Genomic DNA, 18,504 nt, shown 5'->3' on the forward strand with positions numbered 1-18,504 from the left:
CCGAACAGTTCCTTTTACAAGTCTTTCTTGTCCGAACAACATATGCTGTGCCGCCAATAGCACAATCAACAGACTGATAGAAAATAGTTTGTTCATTCTATAAAACTTAAACAATAAGTGATTCCATTATAGGTCCTTCTTAATCCCATCCAGGATTTTGTTCCATTTCAGTATTTTTCAGTACTTCACTATCAGGAATCGGATATAAATACATTGCCGGTGAAAACTGTGGTTCAGACACTTCGAGCTTGCTATAAATAAGCGTGTTGCCCGTTTGCCTAATCAGCATACCATGTAGCGGCTTATTCATCACGTCTTCCGCAACTTTCCAACGTCTGATATCCCAGTAACGGTGCTCCTCAAAAGCTAGCTCTAATCGACGCTCATTACGAATTAGCATGCGCATTTCACTTTGCGAAAGGTTTTGACCAACGCCATAGTTACCATCTATTCCCGGTTCTATACCCGCCCTTTTTCTAAGCGCGTACAGGTATTGATAAATTTCAGGTGATGGCCCATCAAACTCATTTATTGCTTCGATGTAATTCAATATAACTTCGGTATACCTGAAAAGAATATAATCTCGTTGGACATTGCTATACTGGCCTGCATTTTCAAAGTCGCCCATAAATTTTCTCAAGTAATATCCGGTACGTGTTTGCATTTCGGTTCCTCCAGGTTTATTACGTCCACCTTCAAACGTCTGTATGGTTGTCGCTAACCATTGTGCACCATTGTACAGCACATTCAATGCTAACCGTGGGTCTCTATTAGCGTACGGATTAGTAGGATCATAGATCGTAGACTGATCGATTGCCTCCCCTGTAATCATTGGAAAGGCATCAACAAACTCCTGTGTCGGACTGGTTCTTCCCTGACCGCCAATTTGCGTACCGAAACCAAATGGCCCATTTGCATCTTCAATGTCTTTATTATTCCCCCACTGCTTGAAAAATAGAACTTCTCGGTTATATTGCTGTGTGAAGACTTGTTTCACATCTTCTTCCAAAGCATAGGTATTCAGATCAATAATGTTTTTTGCTGCCTTGGCAGCCCGCTGCCAACGGGACTGATCAAACGAAGGATAGCCAGTGAGTGCATTCGCTCCATCCATATTTTCCCCATTGAAGAGCGGACTGGCAGCATACAATAAAACGCGCGCTTTCAGCGCCATCGCTGATCCTTTAGTTGCGCGATGACTGTTTCTGGCAGGTGATGGGACAGGATAAACTAAAAGACTATCCTGTATAGCATCCATCTCATTTACAATAAAATCCACACATTCTGCATACGTGTTACGTGGAAGTTCCACATTTTCTCCCAGCTCCAGCACCCGTTCGCCCAAAAGTGTGATGCCTCCATACCTTTTCAACAATTCAAAATAGGCCAGAGCCCGTAAGAACCGGGCCTCTGCTTTCCAAGTTCTCTTTACTGTCAAACCATTTGGCAGCGCTTCAAATTTTGCATCATTAACAGGAACAACATCGATGTTATTAATAAAAATAGTTGCGGCTCGTATATTCTTATAACTCGCTCCCCAGATCATATCGGAGACCACGCGGTCGTAAGCATTGTATTGGCCTTTTGCCAGTCTACTCGCGTCATTATCTTCTAGGTTGGACGGCATGGCATCGTCAGTAGCAGCGTCAAGCAAATTTCCATCTATTCGGTTGAAAGAAACACTTTGCGGAAACATATCCGCATACATCGCGTTTAAAAAGCGATGTGCATTGGTACCTAATGAATCTCTTGGATCAAAAACATATTCAATAGTCACATTTTCCAGCGGTTCGGCTTCATAGTCCTTTTTACAGCCGGCCATTGTGATGGAAAGCCCCAGTATCAAGACCGGTAACGACATCCACTTTATTGTATTCGTATTTTTTTTCATTGCGGTCTATTTATAAATTCACATTTAAACCGAGGTTAAACACACGTTGCAACGGATAAGCTCCAATAGCTACTTCAGGATCCTGTCCTTTAAAAGCCGACCAGGTAAATACATTCAGTGCGTTGGCAAAAAGCCTTACGCTGCCTAAACGGGTTTTTTCGAGTAGCTTGCCCTGAAACGTATAGGCCAGCTCTACATTTTTCAGACGGAGATAATTGCCCGATCGGATCCAAAAAGATGATTCTGCATAGTTATGTGAATTTCCGATCGTTAACCGTGGATACGTAGCCGCATCCGCGGTTTCAGGCGTCCATCGATTTAACACAGGTTCATAAGCTTGCTCATAGCCTCCAAAACCTAAAAAGCCGCCGTGGATGGCGCGATCTGCCAGGTAAATTTCGCGGTTCTGAACCCCCTGAACGAGAGCCGTTAAAGCGAAGCTCTTATAGTTGAATCCAAACTGAAACCCGTAATAAATCAGCGGCTTAGTAGATGAAATAACTGTACGATCAAACTGGTTAATCTGTCCGTCTCCATTCAGATCACGGTATTTGATATCACCCGGTTTCACCACATAACCAACTGTTGAGGCACCTTGTTCAGCCTCTTCACCGCTTTGGTACAAACCTTCTGCGATATAACCCGACCGCACCCCCGCGGGTAAACCGGTCAGTTGTTGCCAAGGGTAGCGTTGCTGCTGTTCGTCAAAAAAATCAACCTTTGATTGTTCGATGGATAGATTGGCGGACAAGAAGTAGCCTAGTTTTCCGATTCGATGACGGTGGCCTACTGTAAATTCAGCACCTTTTACCAACATTCGTCCGATGTTTTCCGAAGGATATTCAATACCGATTATTTCAATACTCTTCCCACGCGTCTGCAAGAGATCAAAATAGCGATCATGGTAGAAATCGGCGGTTATCGCTAGCTTATCTCGGAATAACTCGATATCCGTTCCGATATTCAATTTATAAGCACCTTCCCAGGTACGTACATTCGGAAGATAGGTGTTTTCCCAATAACCTCTTAATTCGGAACGTTCCGTACCCGCCAAATAGGCACCACTACCGATTCCTCCGTTGTTGTCTTTATAAGTAGCCCGATAGTCATAATAGCCGGCATTATCAACACCGTTTCCCGTCTTTCCAAAAGTGGCTCTCACCTTCATGTAATCGATCCAGTCTGTATTATCTTTTATAAAATCTTCTTCGCCGATATTCCAACCTAGGCCGAATGCATAAAACAAACCATATTGATAACCAGGGCGGTAACGATTGTATCCACTGGTATTGACCGCCGCCTGTGCCATATACCTCCCTTTATAATCATAATTTAAACGACCGGTCAGATTCGTATTAATTGCGGGAAGATCGTAGTTGAAGAGTAATCGTCGTTGATCGCCCAAAATACTGGTATAAAAATGATGATCACCGAAATTCTTTTCGTAATTAATGGCCAGTTGGCCAAACCAAAAACGTGCATTAAACACGGTATTGAAATTATTAGTTTGAGCAGCCGCCGTGGCCATAATATTGTAAGAGGTGTCGCNTCACCGAAATTCTTTTCGTAATTAATGGCCAGTTGGCCAAACCAAAAACGTGCATTAAACACGGTATTGAAATTATTAGTTTGAGCAGCCGCCGTGGCCATAATATTGTAAGAGGTGTCGCCCGATGGGTCTAGCGTCATTTGATAGGTTGGCTCCTTTCTTTCCCTAACAATACCTGTAAGCGATTGGATCGCTATGTTAGTAGTTGCCTTCAATGTCAAACCTTTCACCCAATCATTCAGATTATAATGTAGATCCACGTTGGCCACCACATCCTTCATATGGTCCTGACGATAACCTGAATTAGTTGTTAAAGCCATCAAATTATCTTTGAAATAGCTTGTAGACGCCCAAGTTCCATTTGCATTTTTAATAGGATAAGCATCATTAGGTGTCTTTTTTAGCACCTCTAACAAATTAGCCGCCCCTATCCCCGGTTCGTTACCATCCTGGATACGCCCCATAATTTGTAAACCTAGCGTAAGCCGTTCGGTCACCTTGATGTTTACATTCGTATTCAGCGTATAACGTTTCACCGAACTATTTGTATTATAGGCCACGTCGGCCGCTTCTTTGAAAAGTCCTCGTTGTTCCGCATAATTTAGCGCAATTGCATATTGTGCAGTTTTTCCGCCGCCCTGTGCGGCTAAATTGTAGCGCATAAGTGGTGTTGTTTCCTTTAATATCGTGTTGTACCAATTAACATTTGGATATCGGTAATTATCGCCTCCAGATCGAAATCCATCAAATTGTTCTTCTGTGTAAATAGGTTTGTTTCCTGAATTGGTTACGGCTTCATTTAATAGATAAGCATACTGATAGGCAGAAAGTGGCGTTGGTAAACTAAGCGGCTCTTGTAAGCCCACTTGTGCTTTTAGTGCTATCTTCGTTCTCCCCGCTGTAGGTTTCTTAGTAGTAATCAACAATACTCCCCTTGAGCTACGTTGCCCAAGTGCAATGGCAGACAGCGCGTCTTTTAATACGGTGATCGCCTCGATATTATCCGGGTCAATTGAAAAAACGTCTCGCTGTACCCCATCGATGATTACTATGGGAGACTGCTTTCGTAAATATACATCGAACTCTGAATTTTCACTCGGCGGACCTGCACCTGCCACCGGTATATTCCCGGCCAAAGAACTGGTAAAATTCACTGCTGTGTTCACCGTTCGGAATCCTTGATTCTGCTGCGTATACAGGCCTGCGATACGCCCAGTCAAAGCTGGTAAATAACCTATCGCAGGCGTAGATGTTAAATCCGGCGATGCCAAAGTCGTTTTCGCTCCTAAAAAAGTTTTTATCGGAACTTCTTGATACAATACGCTCAGGCTATCCTTGCCGGCCGTCCCTACTTGGGCACTTACATCAGGCACGTGTAAACTCCAGAGCAATAAGATAAAAAAATATCTGTTCATTCATTTATGGTTTATTGGTAAAACCTATTTTAATGATTAATCACATTGGAAGCTATAAACGAAAGGTTCATCTGTATTACCATAACCAATCTTAATTTCTCCGCTCAGATCTGTGAAATAATAGTGAATCTGATCAATGGCCTGCTCTTTGGATAAACCGAAATAGGCACGAGGCCAGAAAGTAATTTCAAAGCGTCCGGCAGCTCCTTCTACAGGTGTCAAGCGATGTTCCTCCAACGGCTCACAGCTAGTTATTGTACTGCCATCCTTCAATTGGGCTGTAGCACATAGGTAAATTTCATCTCCCAAGGGTCCGGGCAATATATCCCGATCGTAGGTCAGGGTTAGTATATCGTTATCAGTGGCTCGGTAGGGATCAAAAAAAGTTTGTGGTGGATTACAGAAATCCTGAACGTCACCTTCTCCATCCGTTACCTCAAAGCAATCGCTGAATAAGGTCTTGTACAAAGCTCCCGGGCCACCGAGAAAGTCATTCAAGCCATCTTCGCTAGAGCCCACAAAATAGCCGAATTTGAACTTCATGTTTTGCATACCGCTCTTGATCTGAATTTGTGCTTCAATAACCGGATTATCGCCTCCTTTGATATTATATTGTTTCCCCGTCCAGAAGACTACCCATTCCATATCGTCAATAAGATTAGGACCAATACCAAACTTATTTTTCAGCGCGGTAGGCCAGACCGCATTATTATCTGAATTCGGTGCTCTAACACTGGCCGGAACAGGCACCATATCACCGGAGCCAAAATCTTTTGCCGAATAGCTTATCTGCATATTTTCTGAGGCTTTCCAACTACGAGGAACCAGCACCGCAATCACGAAACGGACATTGTTACGCTCCTGTGCGGCATTAACGTGCGCTCTTAACGTTGCTTTAAAAATTTCTCCGGCCTTCACCCCGCTTGCCTGTTCTACTCCATCCAGAAAGACACAGCTTACGATCGCCAAGCTGAAAAGGGACCATAGGGTTAGCTGGTATTTTCTGCGCACTAACCTTTTCATTACAAGGTAATTCATCGGCTTAAGGATTATTCGTTTTTTCCAACATATAGCTATACATATTGCTGGAACATCCAGCGCTAAACGTGAGCGTTAAGATGCGTCCTTCACCAACAATGGGGTAATCAAAACCAGAACCTACCGCTCGCTCGCTTTCGGTTTCCGTAAATTGAATATGAAAAGGATATTGCGGATCATCAAGTGCGTAAGATCCATTGGTACTTACAATAAAAGGCAATGAGTTCTGTATTTGATAACTTCCATCATCGTTAAAAATCACGCGGAACAAGGTAAAATCAAATTTGTTGGTAATGTCAGTTCCGTTACGGGTTGCCTTTGTAATTTGCCAACTACCTTGGATATTTTTCACTGATTCAAGCGCGGCAATCTCTTCCATTTTACAAGAGGAGATTCCAACAACGATTATAGACAACCATATACATTGCCGATAAAAAGTTCGAAATTGATTTAATAATTTCATAATATAATTGGTTTAATTAATTACTAATAACCTGGATTCTGCTCCAGTTCAGGTGATTTACCTACTTCAGTCATCGGTATTGGCCAGTAATACATTTCGGGACGAAAGTTGTGTTTATCAACGGCCACGACCTTGTAGCGAACCCCATTGGCACTTCTTGTCACCTCCATCCCATGCATCTGTTTATCTTGGGTATCACCCAGCATCCAACGCCTCACGTCCCAAAAACGGTGTCCTTCAAAAGCCAATTCAACACGTCTTTCATTACGGATCCGTTCACGCATTTCATCTTTCGAAAGCCCCCGTGGCAATTGATATGGGTTCAGACCTGCACGCTTTCTAATTGCTTCCACTGCCTGATACACTGCTTCTGTAGGGCCTGCATATTCATTAGAAGCTTCTGCATAGCTCAGTAGTATCTCCGCATATCGAATCAAGGGAAAGCACCGCTGCCCACCATGAATAAAATTCGCCGCATGCTCGGGATTTAACATTTTGTTCGTATAATAACCGGTAGGTGTTCCGGCATAAATAGCATCCTGACTTGAGGGCGTACCATTTGCCGTAAGATATATATTAATAGGGACCATCGCTCCTTGGTTATTCGCAATCACCGTTTGATCTTTCATAAAAGTGTAGGCCAAACGCGGATCGCGATTGGCATAAGGATCATGCACATCATAACCACTAGCTTCCTCCTCGATACTTTTTCCGTTTCGCATGCCAAAAGCATCCACTGTTTCCTGATAAGGAAATCCACCTTTCGCCGCTCCTCTCGATGGTGGTTGCCAGATTTCTTCCAGCTCCTTATTCCCTCCTTGCATACGGGCAATAATATATTCGGGGTTCTCCCTTCTGGTAAATAGATAATAGAAGCTGTAACCCGGTGGGTCATTATTCTCTTCGTACAGGCTGTATTGACCCGAGCCAATCAGCCGTTCTGCGGCATCGGCTGCTTTTCTCCACCGTTCCTGATTTGCGTCCGTATAGCCTAATAAAGGATTGACGTTGGTACGGTTGAAAAGCGGACTCGCAGCATATAATAACACACGTGCGCTGAGGGCATCACAAAAGGCACCGCCTACACGTCCATACTCGCCTCTAATTTGTTTATACGGTAAAACGTTCCGTACGGCTTCACATTCACTTATAATGTACTCAACACATTCACTGTACGTATTTCGTTTCGCAGGAATATGGTCGGTAAAAGCGTAAATGGTGTCTCCTATTATGGGGACACCGCCATAATGTTTGAGTAAGATGCTATAGTACCAAGCTCTCAGAAAGCGAGCTTCAGCCATCATTAATTCTTTTTGCGAACTCGCGATGGGTGCATTGGGTAAATTTTTCAATAATTTATTTACTTTCCGAATATTCGCGTAGGGTTTCAGCCAAGCATCGGTTTCGATGCTAGAGGCAGTGATCGTTCCCGAGGAAAAGAGCACTGTTGATGTTACCTCTACTGACTGTTGAGGCCTCGACTCGTCGCAAGCTGCATCCAAACCGCCATTACCAAATCGGTTCGCATGTTCGGAAAATCCGATATCCCGATAAATGTCATTTAAAAACTGAACGGAATACAAGCTATCAGAAAACACTAAGTCTTCCGTCAAATCCGAAGTCACTGTTTGATCCAAAAAACCTTGTTTACCGCAAGCTAAACAGCAAACAAACAGCACACCCAAAACAGCAGGGAGTAAAGCGATTTTCATAATTATTTTAGTTTAATTGGTTTATTGTAATATCCTAAAGACACACCTCCCTCCAAAAAGGGGTAATGCTTTATCAATTTTCGTCATCCTTGTGCCAAAATGATCCGATCACCGCTAAATTGATGAAAATAGCGTCTGAGAAATCTAAATGCCAATTTCACATGGGTTTTTACCGTTGCCTCCGATACGTTCAACAACAGTGCAATATCTCGATGCTTCATCTGTGAGAATTTGCTCAGCTCCAGTACTTTTCTTTGCTGGGGCGGTAAACATTCAATAGCTCGTTCCAACACATAATAGTATTCTTCCAAATCATCGTCAACCGGCTTGATCTGACACAACTTGTCACCCAACGCAGCCCATTGTCGATTGATTGATTTCTCATTGGCAAGCTTTCTCAGTTCATTTAGCATTTTGTTCTTCGCAATGACAAACAGAAAGGATTTAAAAGACTTGACTTCTGCCAGTAAGTGACGTCTCAACCACACTTCTATAAAAGCGTCTTGAACGATATCGGCAGCGACTTCTTTAGATAAACTAAGTTTATAGATAAAAGACGTTAAATGCTGATGATAGCCATAAAACAACTGTTCGAAGGCAATGGTATTTCCTTTGACCACTTCTTTTAATAAAGTCTGTTCACTATTGGTTGAGATAGATGCCACCATGTTTAATAAAGGTTAGTTGGTTATCAATGCTTGGTTAATGTGGCAAAGTTATAAACTGCGTGAAATGCCCTTACGTGAGTCTATGCCAATATTCCGATGATTTGTGCCTTTCGTTGAAAATCACCTAAAAATCGTGTTTAGCTAAAGCGGTTGAAATGCCAATCGATTACACTATCAATCACCCGCTCGAGCCCACAGGCCTTTGCCGACAATCGATAGCTTATCTTCTCATCTGAACATGAAGTAACAATTTGATTTAACAGCCCCCTATTTGTTAGTTCACGAAGTTCCTTGAGCAGAAGTCGTGTTCTGATACCAGGTATACGTTTTTGTATATCGCGAAAGGAAAAGTGGTTATTTCCTACAACCGCTATAATCTGTAATTTCCACTTACCACTAATCAGTTCGTGTACTTCAGCCAAACAAGAAAGTTTTTCACTTAAGGTTAAGGGTATTGAACTCATGACGTTCCAAAAAAGATGATTCACAAATTGCCGGAAAAAGCAAAAATAGCGGAAGCTTGTAGTTTAACTACGTGTTAGTGTGTCAACTTTCCTTGAGTTTGTGCAGTCTTCTTTAAAAAATGCGTCTGAAATTCAATTCATACCTTTTAGATAATCCGTAGGAAGGACACCAAACTGCTTAAAAAAATTCCGGGTGAAGGTATCCGGCGATTTAAACCCGGTTTGATAAGCTACCTCATATATTTTAATATCATTGGTAAGTAGCAATTCAGCGGCTCTTTTCAGGCGAATGAGCGTTATCATTTCGGCAGGTGACATATTGGCAACGGCTTTTATTTTACGGTAAAGATTTCTCCGACTCATATTTACCGTGGCGGCCAATTCATCTACATCAAGATCTGCGTTATCCATATTGTTCAGAATGATTTCTTCCAATCTCTTGAAAAATTCATTATCTATCGTTGAAGGAGCAATACTCGCTATACCCGCTTTCGGAGAACGTACGAAATACTCCATCAATTTTATACGATTAGCCAAAAGGCTAACAATTTGGGCATGAAGATACCTGGGCGAAAACGGTTTCTCAATATATACGTCTGCACCCTGTTCAAGCCCTTCTATTTTTGCATCGATACTATTTTTAGCGGTTAAAAGAATTACCGGAATATGGCTCATATTAACATCGTTTTTCACCTTTTTACAAAACGAAAAGCCATCCATTTCTGGCATCATTACATCACTTATTATTAAATCGACATCAATATCTTTCAGTATTTGAAGTGCCAACAATCCGTTTTCCGCCATAAAAACCTGATAATCAACACATAGTTCTCGCGAAAGAAACCGCATGATTTCCAAGTTATCTTCCACTAACAATATTCTTTTGCCTACTCGCTCCTCGGGGTGGTCCGTTTCAGCCGTATTAACCGCTAATTCTTGAACATCCTGTAAATCAAACTCAATCTCTTGATGCAGCGGTAAGATTAAAATGAACTCGTTGCAATCCACCATCTCTCCAACCTTTAACGTCCCGTTATGTAGCTCCGCCAGGGATCGTGATAAGGCAAGACCAATACCTGTTCCTTCTGTGGCTTCCTTCTTTTCGAGTCGATAAAATGGTTCAAATATCCGCTCTTTTAAATTGTTGGGAATGATCGGACCGTCGTTGGTTACAATAATCCGAACATTGTTTTCAGGATCACTATCCAACCGCACTGTTATTATTTTTTCGCCGTATTTAAGGGCATTTTTCAATAAATTATTAATAATTTTTTCGAGCGCTTCCGGATCCACATAGCCGTAAATTGTAGCATCCTCCATCAACAACGAACATTTCATCCCCTGCATTTCGGCAGTAACCTTAAAGGCCGTGTAGTTTTCAAGTAGTAAATGTGAAATATTGGTTTTGACGAAATTGAGCTTTAGTTCTCGTTGTTCGATCTTTCTGAAATCCAACAGCTGATTAGTTAGTTTAACCAAGCGGTTCGTATTCCGTTTAATAATAGGTAGATTATCTTTCACTTCTCTTATATCATCGGCAGCTCCGATTTTTTCCAGAGGTGCCATAATCAGAGTCAATGGTGTTCTTATTTCGTGTGCAATATTCGTAAAAAAATCAATTTTTGCTTCATAAAGCTCTCGATCTTTGCGCTGCTTAAAATCGTTAAACAATCGTTTGCTTTTTTCCTGAATCCTTTTTTGATAAAAGCGAAAGAATAAGACGATCCCCAAAGCAATCAATAGAAAATAAACGGCGTAAGCGGCTTTACTGGACCACCAGGGAGGGGTAATTATGATGTGAATTGTACGTATTTTCCCCCATACGCCATAGCCACTGGAGGCTTTTACCTTAAACAAGTAGTTACCCGGTGGCAGTTTAGTGAAATACACCCGCCTATTCGTTTTTAATTTGGTCCAGCTTTTTTCTAAGCCATCCAACATATAGGCATATCTTGTTAAATCAGGTGATTGATAAGAAAGTGCTGCAAAATCAATACTGACAGACGATTTATCGTAAGGCAAACGTACCATTTCCGTTTCTATGACAGATTGGGACAAAGGATTATCTGAACCAATTTTCAATTCAGTATTGTCTACCTGTATACCGGTTATAAACAGTGGAGGATTACCAACTTCCTCACTTAACCGATAAGCATTAAACCCAACGATACCCTCTGTGGAACCAAAGTAAAGCATACTATCATTAACAGCACATCCTGAATTTGCAATAAATTGATCCACAGGTAATCCATTCGAACGATTAAAGGTTTTAATAGCATCCATTTTGGTGTCCAGCTTACACAAACCTGCGGCTGTGGAGACCCAAAGGTTTCTTCCGGATCTTAGAATTTTAAAGGTATTATTGCTTGGCAGACCTTCGCTGGTTGTTAAATAAACCAGCTGCTTTGTTTTTGGATCGTATTTAACCAAACCGCTTCCCTCGGTTGAAAACCACATCGTATGATTTATATCCTCCATGATACTGGTAACCGTATTGTTGTGCCGTCCACCGCTCGAAAAATCAATCGGTAGCACGGTGCCCCTATTCAGATGCGTATCGATATAATATAAACCTGAGAAGTAAGTTCCAAGCCATATACCACCGAGGTGATCTTCAAAAATAGACGAAACCACTAATGGAGGGATATCCCTAATTGGTGTAATTTTTTTACCTTTCTGATCGAATACAAAAATACCATTTGTTGTTCCGATTAGAAGTCCAGCCGAGGTTTTCAAGAAAAAGTGAATGTTTTCGTTGGCAAGGCCGGCTAAAGCGCCCACCGCATTATAATAATTACTTATCTGGTTTGCTTTGATATCAAAAACAGCGAAACCTCGCTTTTCAACACCTAACCACAATTTATCATCCGCTATATACAAACCCGAAACGTCTTTATAAGTGGAAAGACGTGCGTTAAAAGTATTTTTCTTCGTATTCAGAAAGAACAAACCTGCTCTTTCAGTAGCTGCCCAAATATTGTTATACGCATCCGCAACCATCGGCCCAACTACCGGCTGCGCTCCCTCGGGCCTATATACCGAAAAAAACGCATTTTTCCTATTAAAGTAATTTAATCCGGCATACTTGCAAGCAACCCAAATTCCACCCTCCCGGTCAATCGCTAGATCTTTGATATAATTATCGGCCAGACTGTTCGGATCACGATCGTTCTTGACAAGACGTACATTTTCATTCAATTTTGCGTCATATAGATAAATGCCTACGGTGGTACCTACCCAATATTCACCGTTCTTCGATTGTATAATGTCTGTTACGGTAACAGGTGATCCACCGGTCGATCGTGTAAAAACATGGGTGAATTCCGCTCGGTCCGGGTCGAGCAATTTTAAACCGCTATTTTCCGTTCCAACCAGTAACTTCTTTTGATCCGTATAAAAAAGTGCATTCACTCGGATTGGATTTTTATCCATATCAGTGGTTCCGATCTGGTATTCTTCTCTGGCGTTTATTTCATATCGGTAACAGATCACACGTCCCAGTGCGGTACCTAACCAAAGATCTCCATTTGGTGTAGCGCATAATGCAGTTGTTTTATGCTCATTAAAAACCGTATATTTTTCTGAAGCCAAGTTATACTTTACCACCTGATCATTACAGATGAACCATAAGTTACCGTGAAAATCATCAGTAATAGAAGCAATCCATTTGGTAAAGGTAAAATCCAATCTGGTAAACGATTCATTATCTGGATTATAGCGCCATAAACCATTGTGCGTGCCCACCCATAACGTTCCATTCCCATCAACATATAGCGAACTGATAAAGTTGTTCCCTATCGCATTCTCCTGTTCATTATCTGTTCTGAAAATCTTGAATTCGTGTCCGTCAAAACGATTCAAACCATCCCAGGTACCAAACCATAAAAAGCCTTTCTGATCCTGAACACTGCAGTTAACGTAGTTATAAGACAAGCCATCACGAATATCATAATGTCTAAACCAATAATTCTGCCCATAACTATATTTACCTATAAAAATAGAGCAAATGATAATGGTTCTAACAGTTAAAAGCATTCTAAGAAAACGCATCACGAGGTTTATCAATTTCAATTCAGCTCTTATTTAGGTTGGCGGCAAAATACATAAAAGAAGCTACTTCCACAATAGAGCATCTCCCACTCAAATCCGATGCATAAAAGTTGTATGTTGAGCCCTCCTATTAAGGTATATGAACCGTTTTCCCCAGATGATAACGCTTTGGCTGAAAAGCGCCTGCCCTTTCGAGCTTTACCTCATCATCTGCATAGGTCAGTTTTATGGTATTGAACAGTTTATTTTCATAATTATAAGTGATCCCATCGTCTTCAAAAAGATATGCCGGACCTGATGGTGCTCCATAAAGGTAACAGGTTAGATTAAAAGTAGTATCATCATCAATAAAGGGAAGCGCATCCGCTAAAGGCAATATCGTTCCTTCTTTCACGAACAACGGAATTTCATTTAGTTTAAAGGATACTTTATAACGCTTACCACCAATATATTTCTGATTGCTATTAAAATTATACCAGTTTCCTGCCGGCAGGTAAATCTCGCGCGAATCCGAGTCTCCCGTAATCGGAGCTGCCAACAAACCGGCGCCTATTAGGTACTCGTTTGCAATATCAAAAACTTCTGGATCTTTCGGATAATCCATAACCAGGGCACGAAAAACCGGTATCCCCTCAGTTTCGTATTTATGAAAGGCAGCATAGAGATAGGGAATCAATTGCATCCTGAAATTCAGTAGTTGTTTGATCGTTTCTTCATTTTGTTCGGCATCAGGAAGCAGTTCATTTCGATTGTTTTTACCTCTGTCCACCTGAAGCCAAGGAGGATTTTGCAAATACCAGCTGTTAAACAATGTCTGCGCGGACAAAACAGCCGTTTGGCTTCGTCTTGCCAACTCGCGGAATGATTGCGATTCACGCACTTCTGGAGACCACAGAAGACCAGAAAAACCCGCATTTGCAATTTGTTCAATATATTCTTTATGGTCATATGTATCACTATACAGGGCAGCTGGATAAGGGGAAGCAAAGGGGCCGGAAGATCTGACATCGAGATACGTTCGTTTGTTCATCTTTTTAAAGACCTCATATATAGCCTTTTGATAGAGTACACCAAACAATTGATGCATCTGCTCCCCATCAATGCCCGACGGAAATTGCGTATGCTCGGGAAAACTCCAACGGGCGCTGCCGAATCGCAGATCTGAATTATCACACTCATCAAGTTTGAAGCCACTTACACCTACGTCTATTAAATGCTCTTTGTGGTAGCTGCCAAAAAGAGCACGCGTGTGCTGATCTATAAAATCGGGGACTAACCCATTGAAGGCAAGGAAGTCACCAGATTTTTCAAAGAGCGTGGAATATAATGGTGAAGAAGATGAAACAAAAGCGTGTTCCCAAAGATTAACCCGGTACCCCTGTCTCTTAAGTTTATCAGTAAACGCCTTCGGATCGGGGAAAAAATCAGTGTTCCATGCAAATGAACATGGATAAGCGGAGGTTTGCCAACGAGGTTCAAGTCCGATAACGTCGACAGGAATCTTCTTTTGCCGAAAATATTCTGCAGTTTTATATACATCCGATTCTTTGAAATCTGCCATTACCCTGTATTTAATTCCTAGACCCCACAATGGTGGTAGGGTACCGCCACCTGCGAATAGATTATACCGCTGAATAGCCGTCAGCATATCAGATCCAGCGAAAATATAAATCTCAACTCCTTTAGCGCCGGGAATATCAACGATTACATTTCCACTCGCCGTGCCACGCGATTGATAAAGCTCATCCACCGAAAGCATTGTTTTTTGGTTACTTTGTTCAAACTGAAGATTTCCTTTTGGTTGATTTCCTCCGCAGTAAAATGTTGCATATTTTGCCGTATTGATTAAAACAGCATATCCCTCATTAGATACGTAATAAGGTAGCGGCGCGTGGCTATATCCCAGATTATTTAAAGGGTAATCGTTAACGATCGGCCTTTTGCGTAAATTATTTTGCTGGAACGATCCCATCTGGAGGCCAAAACCATAAAGTTGCTCTTCGTTTTTCAGGGGAATGGTAGCAATGACACCTCGACCGTTCACTTTAATTTTAATAGCTGATAAATCAAAAGGTAACTTAACTTCGGGCATTCTTTTTAGCGCCTCCTCCTTTGGACCTTTCGTACGAAATTGTTCAGGGGTGAACTTCCCAGGATCCCCAAAAGATACTTTGAAAACACCTGGCAGCACCTGTTCAACAGACTGCGCTTGTACCGATAATAACTGACCAAGTAAGAAATAAATTAAGAAAAAATATTTGTTCATGATAAAGTGTTTATAATTTTTTAATGATAAAGACATTATTTCTATTTGCCGGTTCGATTTCGGGAAAACATCTGTTGATTCAAAAGTTTATTTTCTTTATAAGCTCGGAGCGCTCATATATAGTAAAGACACATCTTCACTAAAAAGGGGGTAATGTCAGGGATAATTTTTTAGATTATTTTGGAACTTTTCTAAACTCAACCATTTCCCTATTCCAACGATTCAACGCCGTTGACTAATTGACTAATATTTCGTCTCAGGTACATGATGACATTTTCTTTTTTACGAAATTGCCCTCTTTATATCAGGGAATAAACCATATACCTACCATACCCAGACGTCTTTGGGTTGTTCATAATAATGTGGCTGGTGATTAAGAACAACTTTTGTTGTATAGCTTTGGCGGTTAGTTATCAGGTAAGGAATGGATATGTCTTCGAACGGGTATCTATCGGGTACTTCAACTCCCCTATCGGGGTATTATCTTATATTTTTAACACGTCCTTAATATCATCCGTCTTTTTAAACATCGCTGCGGCAAACGGGCACAAGGGTATAATCTTTACATTTTTCTCCCTTGCCATCTCCACGATTTTATCGAGCATTTGCTTTCCTAGGTTGTTACCATTGTATTCCGGCTCAACTTCCGTATGATCTATTATTATCAGGCCTTCTCCGGCAATAGAGTAAGTCATTGCGCCTGCCTTTTTTTCGTTCTCCTGTGCTATTGCATAGCCTTTGGTTTCGTGTTCTTTTATAAATATTTCCATCGTATCTCAAGTAGCTTTTATCACAAATATCCTCAAAGTAGCTCAAAAAGAACGATGATTTTTGTCAAAAAATTAGTGTAATTTCATTGCTCGCAACTCACAACCGGCAACATGTTATTCGTAGCCACACTTCTAAAGGCAATACTACTTAACGTCTCAACCACTTCCCTCCCCGATTCACCGCCATTGACCAATTAGCTAATTGGCTAATTGACCAATTGGCTAATTGGCTAATTGGCTAACCGAGTGCAACGAGCTCATGAATGCCAATAAAAAGCGAACGACTATGAATAATACCTTTTAAAACAAACACAAATGAATAATCAAGACTGCATAATTTTCGCTAAAAAAATGGATTGATTTTTTATATTTAAGGAAACTTCATGAAGTGTGGAAGTTGAGAGGAACGCATAATCCTCCATATTGGAGGCAGAGCCCTGATATCGGATAATGAAGAATACCGGAAGGCTTCATAAGCGACTTGTAATAGGGAAAACTAAATTGATCCATTTAATACATCTAAAAAGCCATCACATAAATGAAAAGGACCGTTCAAACCATCGCAGATTACTATAACACACATTCATTTGTTTCCTCTATTGATACCAAGGAGGTTGGGCGCTTTGATGTATTTAAAACGGAACAGTACAATCGAGCGGTGTCTGCGCCGATACCTTTTGGAAAGAAGGAATATTTTAAGATCTGTATTATTGAAGGTGATAGTATCATTCATTATGCAGATAAGAGCGTCCCAATAAAAAACAGAGCATTGTTTTTCGGTAATTCCTTTATTCCTTATAACTGGGAATGGGTTGGCACAAATCAGTCGGGGTATAGTTGTATCTTCGACGAGGCATTCTTTTTGGGCTTCGGTTCAATAAAAAATTATCCGGTTTTTCAGCCGGGAAATGATTCAATATTCGAACTGACCTCCGAAGAGTTTTCAACCTTTGGCTCCATCTTTGTGCGTATGATCGCTGAAAAAAACGACACTTTCGAATTCAAACAGCATGTCTTACGTGGCCTCGTCTTAGACATCGTTCACACCGCTTTAAAAATGCGACCTTCCACTTCACGTAAGCCCACCACCGCGGTTGCCGCAGTCAGAATTACCGAACTTTTCGTGGAACTGCTTAATAGACAGTTTCCGTTGGAACAAGCGAGCATAAGGGTTCCTTTGCGCACACCATCGGCATATGCTTCCCAATTAGCGCTACATGTCAACCATCTGAACAAATCAGTAAAAAAAATACTAAAAAAAAACACCACCGAGGTGATCTCCCAGCGTATCTTAGAAGAAGCGAAAATGCTTCTTCTGCATAGCAATTGGCCGGTTTCGGAGATTGCATATCGCCTGGGCTTTCAAGGTCCGACCCATTTTGCAACTTTTATAAAGAAACACCTTCAAACCACACCCAGCGCATTTAGAAAAGGATTGATTGAAAATCAATAAATCTTCCAATCTTTTTATGGAAAATTTGCCGATCCAATATGGAGCTATTTCACAGCGACAGTCAGACTTTATCCTTTATTTACCTTACAACCGTAGCTTCCAGCTCCACATTTAGCGATTCATTTAGTGCAACCACTTGCATCAACGTAACTACCTGTTTCATTTCATGCTTGGCCACAAAATTCTGGAATACATCAAAACAGTTTTTGATAAATTCATCAGAAGATGTTGAGTAGATCGTTAATCGCACAATATTACGGCATTCATAACCGGCTTCATTGATCACAGTTTCGAGGTTTTGTATAGCCAGGCCAAGTTGCGTACGCATATCGGCACTGCTGGATGTCCCGTCGGGATGTACGGCGGCCTGTCCCGCAACGTATAATGTTCCTTGTGGTTCTTTTATCTCTACAGCCTGAACGTAACTGAGAGCGTCTTGCCACTTCCAGGGGTTAATGATTCGTTTCTCCATATTTCAACTTATTTTGTTAGCCCTAGCAAAGGTAGAGCTACAAATCTTCATTGCGCTATCATAAATCAATTAATCTAATCAATCAATCATCTTGTTTCTGCTCCAAATGTTTTAGCTTATAGCTGTGTCTACCAAAAATCATTTTTTAATAAACCGGATCACCTTGAAATTGATTTAACTTTTGGCTTGAGTGGCTGTTGCACTACCTGTTTTTTTAGATTTAAAAGGCTTGGATCTGGTGCATCTTTTATCAGGCATTCTCCGACGCTTTGCCAAGTTAGCAAAGCAGGCGA

General features: G+C 41.3%; 12 protein-coding genes. 1 reads left to right on the forward strand and 11 read right to left on the reverse strand.

Going from position 1 to position 18,504, the window contains the following annotated elements; translation table 11 throughout:
* Nucleotides 1-139 precede the first annotated feature (139 nt).
* From RYH73_RS26150 to RYH73_RS26195, 10 genes are all read right to left on the reverse strand, one after another.
* Nucleotides 140-1,891 (reverse strand): RagB/SusD family nutrient uptake outer membrane protein, encoded by a 1,752-nt coding sequence (locus tag RYH73_RS26150; RefSeq protein ID WP_335316388.1) that lies wholly within the window; start codon nucleotides 1,889-1,891, stop codon nucleotides 140-142.
* A gap of 10 nt (nucleotides 1,892-1,901) precedes the next feature.
* Nucleotides 1,902-3,419: a SusC/RagA family TonB-linked outer membrane protein gene (locus RYH73_RS26155; protein ID WP_442946150.1), complete on the reverse strand. Its 1,518-nt coding sequence runs from the start codon at nucleotides 3,417-3,419 to the stop codon at nucleotides 1,902-1,904.
* Between the two features lie 1,472 nt (nucleotides 3,420-4,891).
* Nucleotides 4,892-5,893: a DUF4961 domain-containing protein gene (locus RYH73_RS26160; RefSeq protein ID WP_335316389.1), complete on the reverse strand. Its 1,002-nt coding sequence runs from the start codon at nucleotides 5,891-5,893 to the stop codon at nucleotides 4,892-4,894.
* Between the two features lie 4 nt (nucleotides 5,894-5,897).
* Complete coding sequence (locus tag RYH73_RS26165) at nucleotides 5,898-6,356, reverse strand: DUF5004 domain-containing protein (protein WP_335316390.1); 459 nt, start codon at nucleotides 6,354-6,356, stop codon at nucleotides 5,898-5,900.
* Nucleotides 6,357-6,379: 23 nt separating this feature from the next.
* On the reverse strand, nucleotides 6,380-8,068 hold the full coding sequence (locus RYH73_RS26170; RefSeq protein WP_335316391.1) for a RagB/SusD family nutrient uptake outer membrane protein: 1,689 nt from the start codon (nucleotides 8,066-8,068) through the stop codon (nucleotides 6,380-6,382).
* An 83-nt stretch (nucleotides 8,069-8,151) separates the two neighbouring features.
* A complete protein-coding gene (locus tag RYH73_RS26175) occupies nucleotides 8,152-8,736 on the reverse strand; it encodes an RNA polymerase sigma-70 factor (RefSeq protein WP_335316392.1) in 585 nt (194 codons plus the stop codon).
* Nucleotides 8,737-8,873: 137 nt separating this feature from the next.
* The gene (locus RYH73_RS26180; protein ID WP_335316393.1) at nucleotides 8,874-9,158 is read right to left on the reverse strand and encodes a winged helix-turn-helix transcriptional regulator; all 285 of its coding nucleotides are present in this window, start codon (nucleotides 9,156-9,158) and stop codon (nucleotides 8,874-8,876) included.
* Between the two features lie 174 nt (nucleotides 9,159-9,332).
* On the reverse strand, nucleotides 9,333-13,250 hold the full coding sequence (locus RYH73_RS26185) for a hybrid sensor histidine kinase/response regulator (RefSeq protein WP_335316394.1): 3,918 nt from the start codon (nucleotides 13,248-13,250) through the stop codon (nucleotides 9,333-9,335).
* 130 nt (nucleotides 13,251-13,380) lie between these two features.
* Nucleotides 13,381-15,516, reverse strand: a complete 2,136-nt coding sequence (locus RYH73_RS26190; RefSeq protein ID WP_335316395.1) for a glycoside hydrolase family 31 protein — start codon at nucleotides 15,514-15,516, stop codon at nucleotides 13,381-13,383.
* 485 nt (nucleotides 15,517-16,001) lie between these two features.
* Nucleotides 16,002-16,286: a GNAT family N-acetyltransferase gene (locus RYH73_RS26195; protein WP_335316396.1), complete on the reverse strand. Its 285-nt coding sequence runs from the start codon at nucleotides 16,284-16,286 to the stop codon at nucleotides 16,002-16,004.
* A gap of 538 nt (nucleotides 16,287-16,824) precedes the next feature.
* Here RYH73_RS26195 and RYH73_RS26200 point away from each other — a divergent pair.
* Nucleotides 16,825-17,739 carry a helix-turn-helix domain-containing protein gene (locus tag RYH73_RS26200; protein WP_335316397.1) on the forward strand — a complete coding sequence of 305 codons (915 nt, stop codon included), beginning with the start codon at nucleotides 16,825-16,827 and terminating at the stop codon, nucleotides 17,737-17,739.
* 79 nt (nucleotides 17,740-17,818) lie between these two features.
* On the opposite strand, the gene RYH73_RS26205 is transcribed toward RYH73_RS26200, so the two are convergent.
* Entirely contained in the window at nucleotides 17,819-18,211 is a 393-nt protein-coding gene (locus RYH73_RS26205) for a RidA family protein (RefSeq protein ID WP_335316398.1), read from the reverse strand.
* Nucleotides 18,212-18,504: the final 293 nt, after the last annotated feature.

Source organism: Olivibacter sp. CPCC 100613, from assembly GCF_036959255.1.
Lineage (GTDB): Bacteria > Bacteroidota > Bacteroidia > Sphingobacteriales > Sphingobacteriaceae > Olivibacter.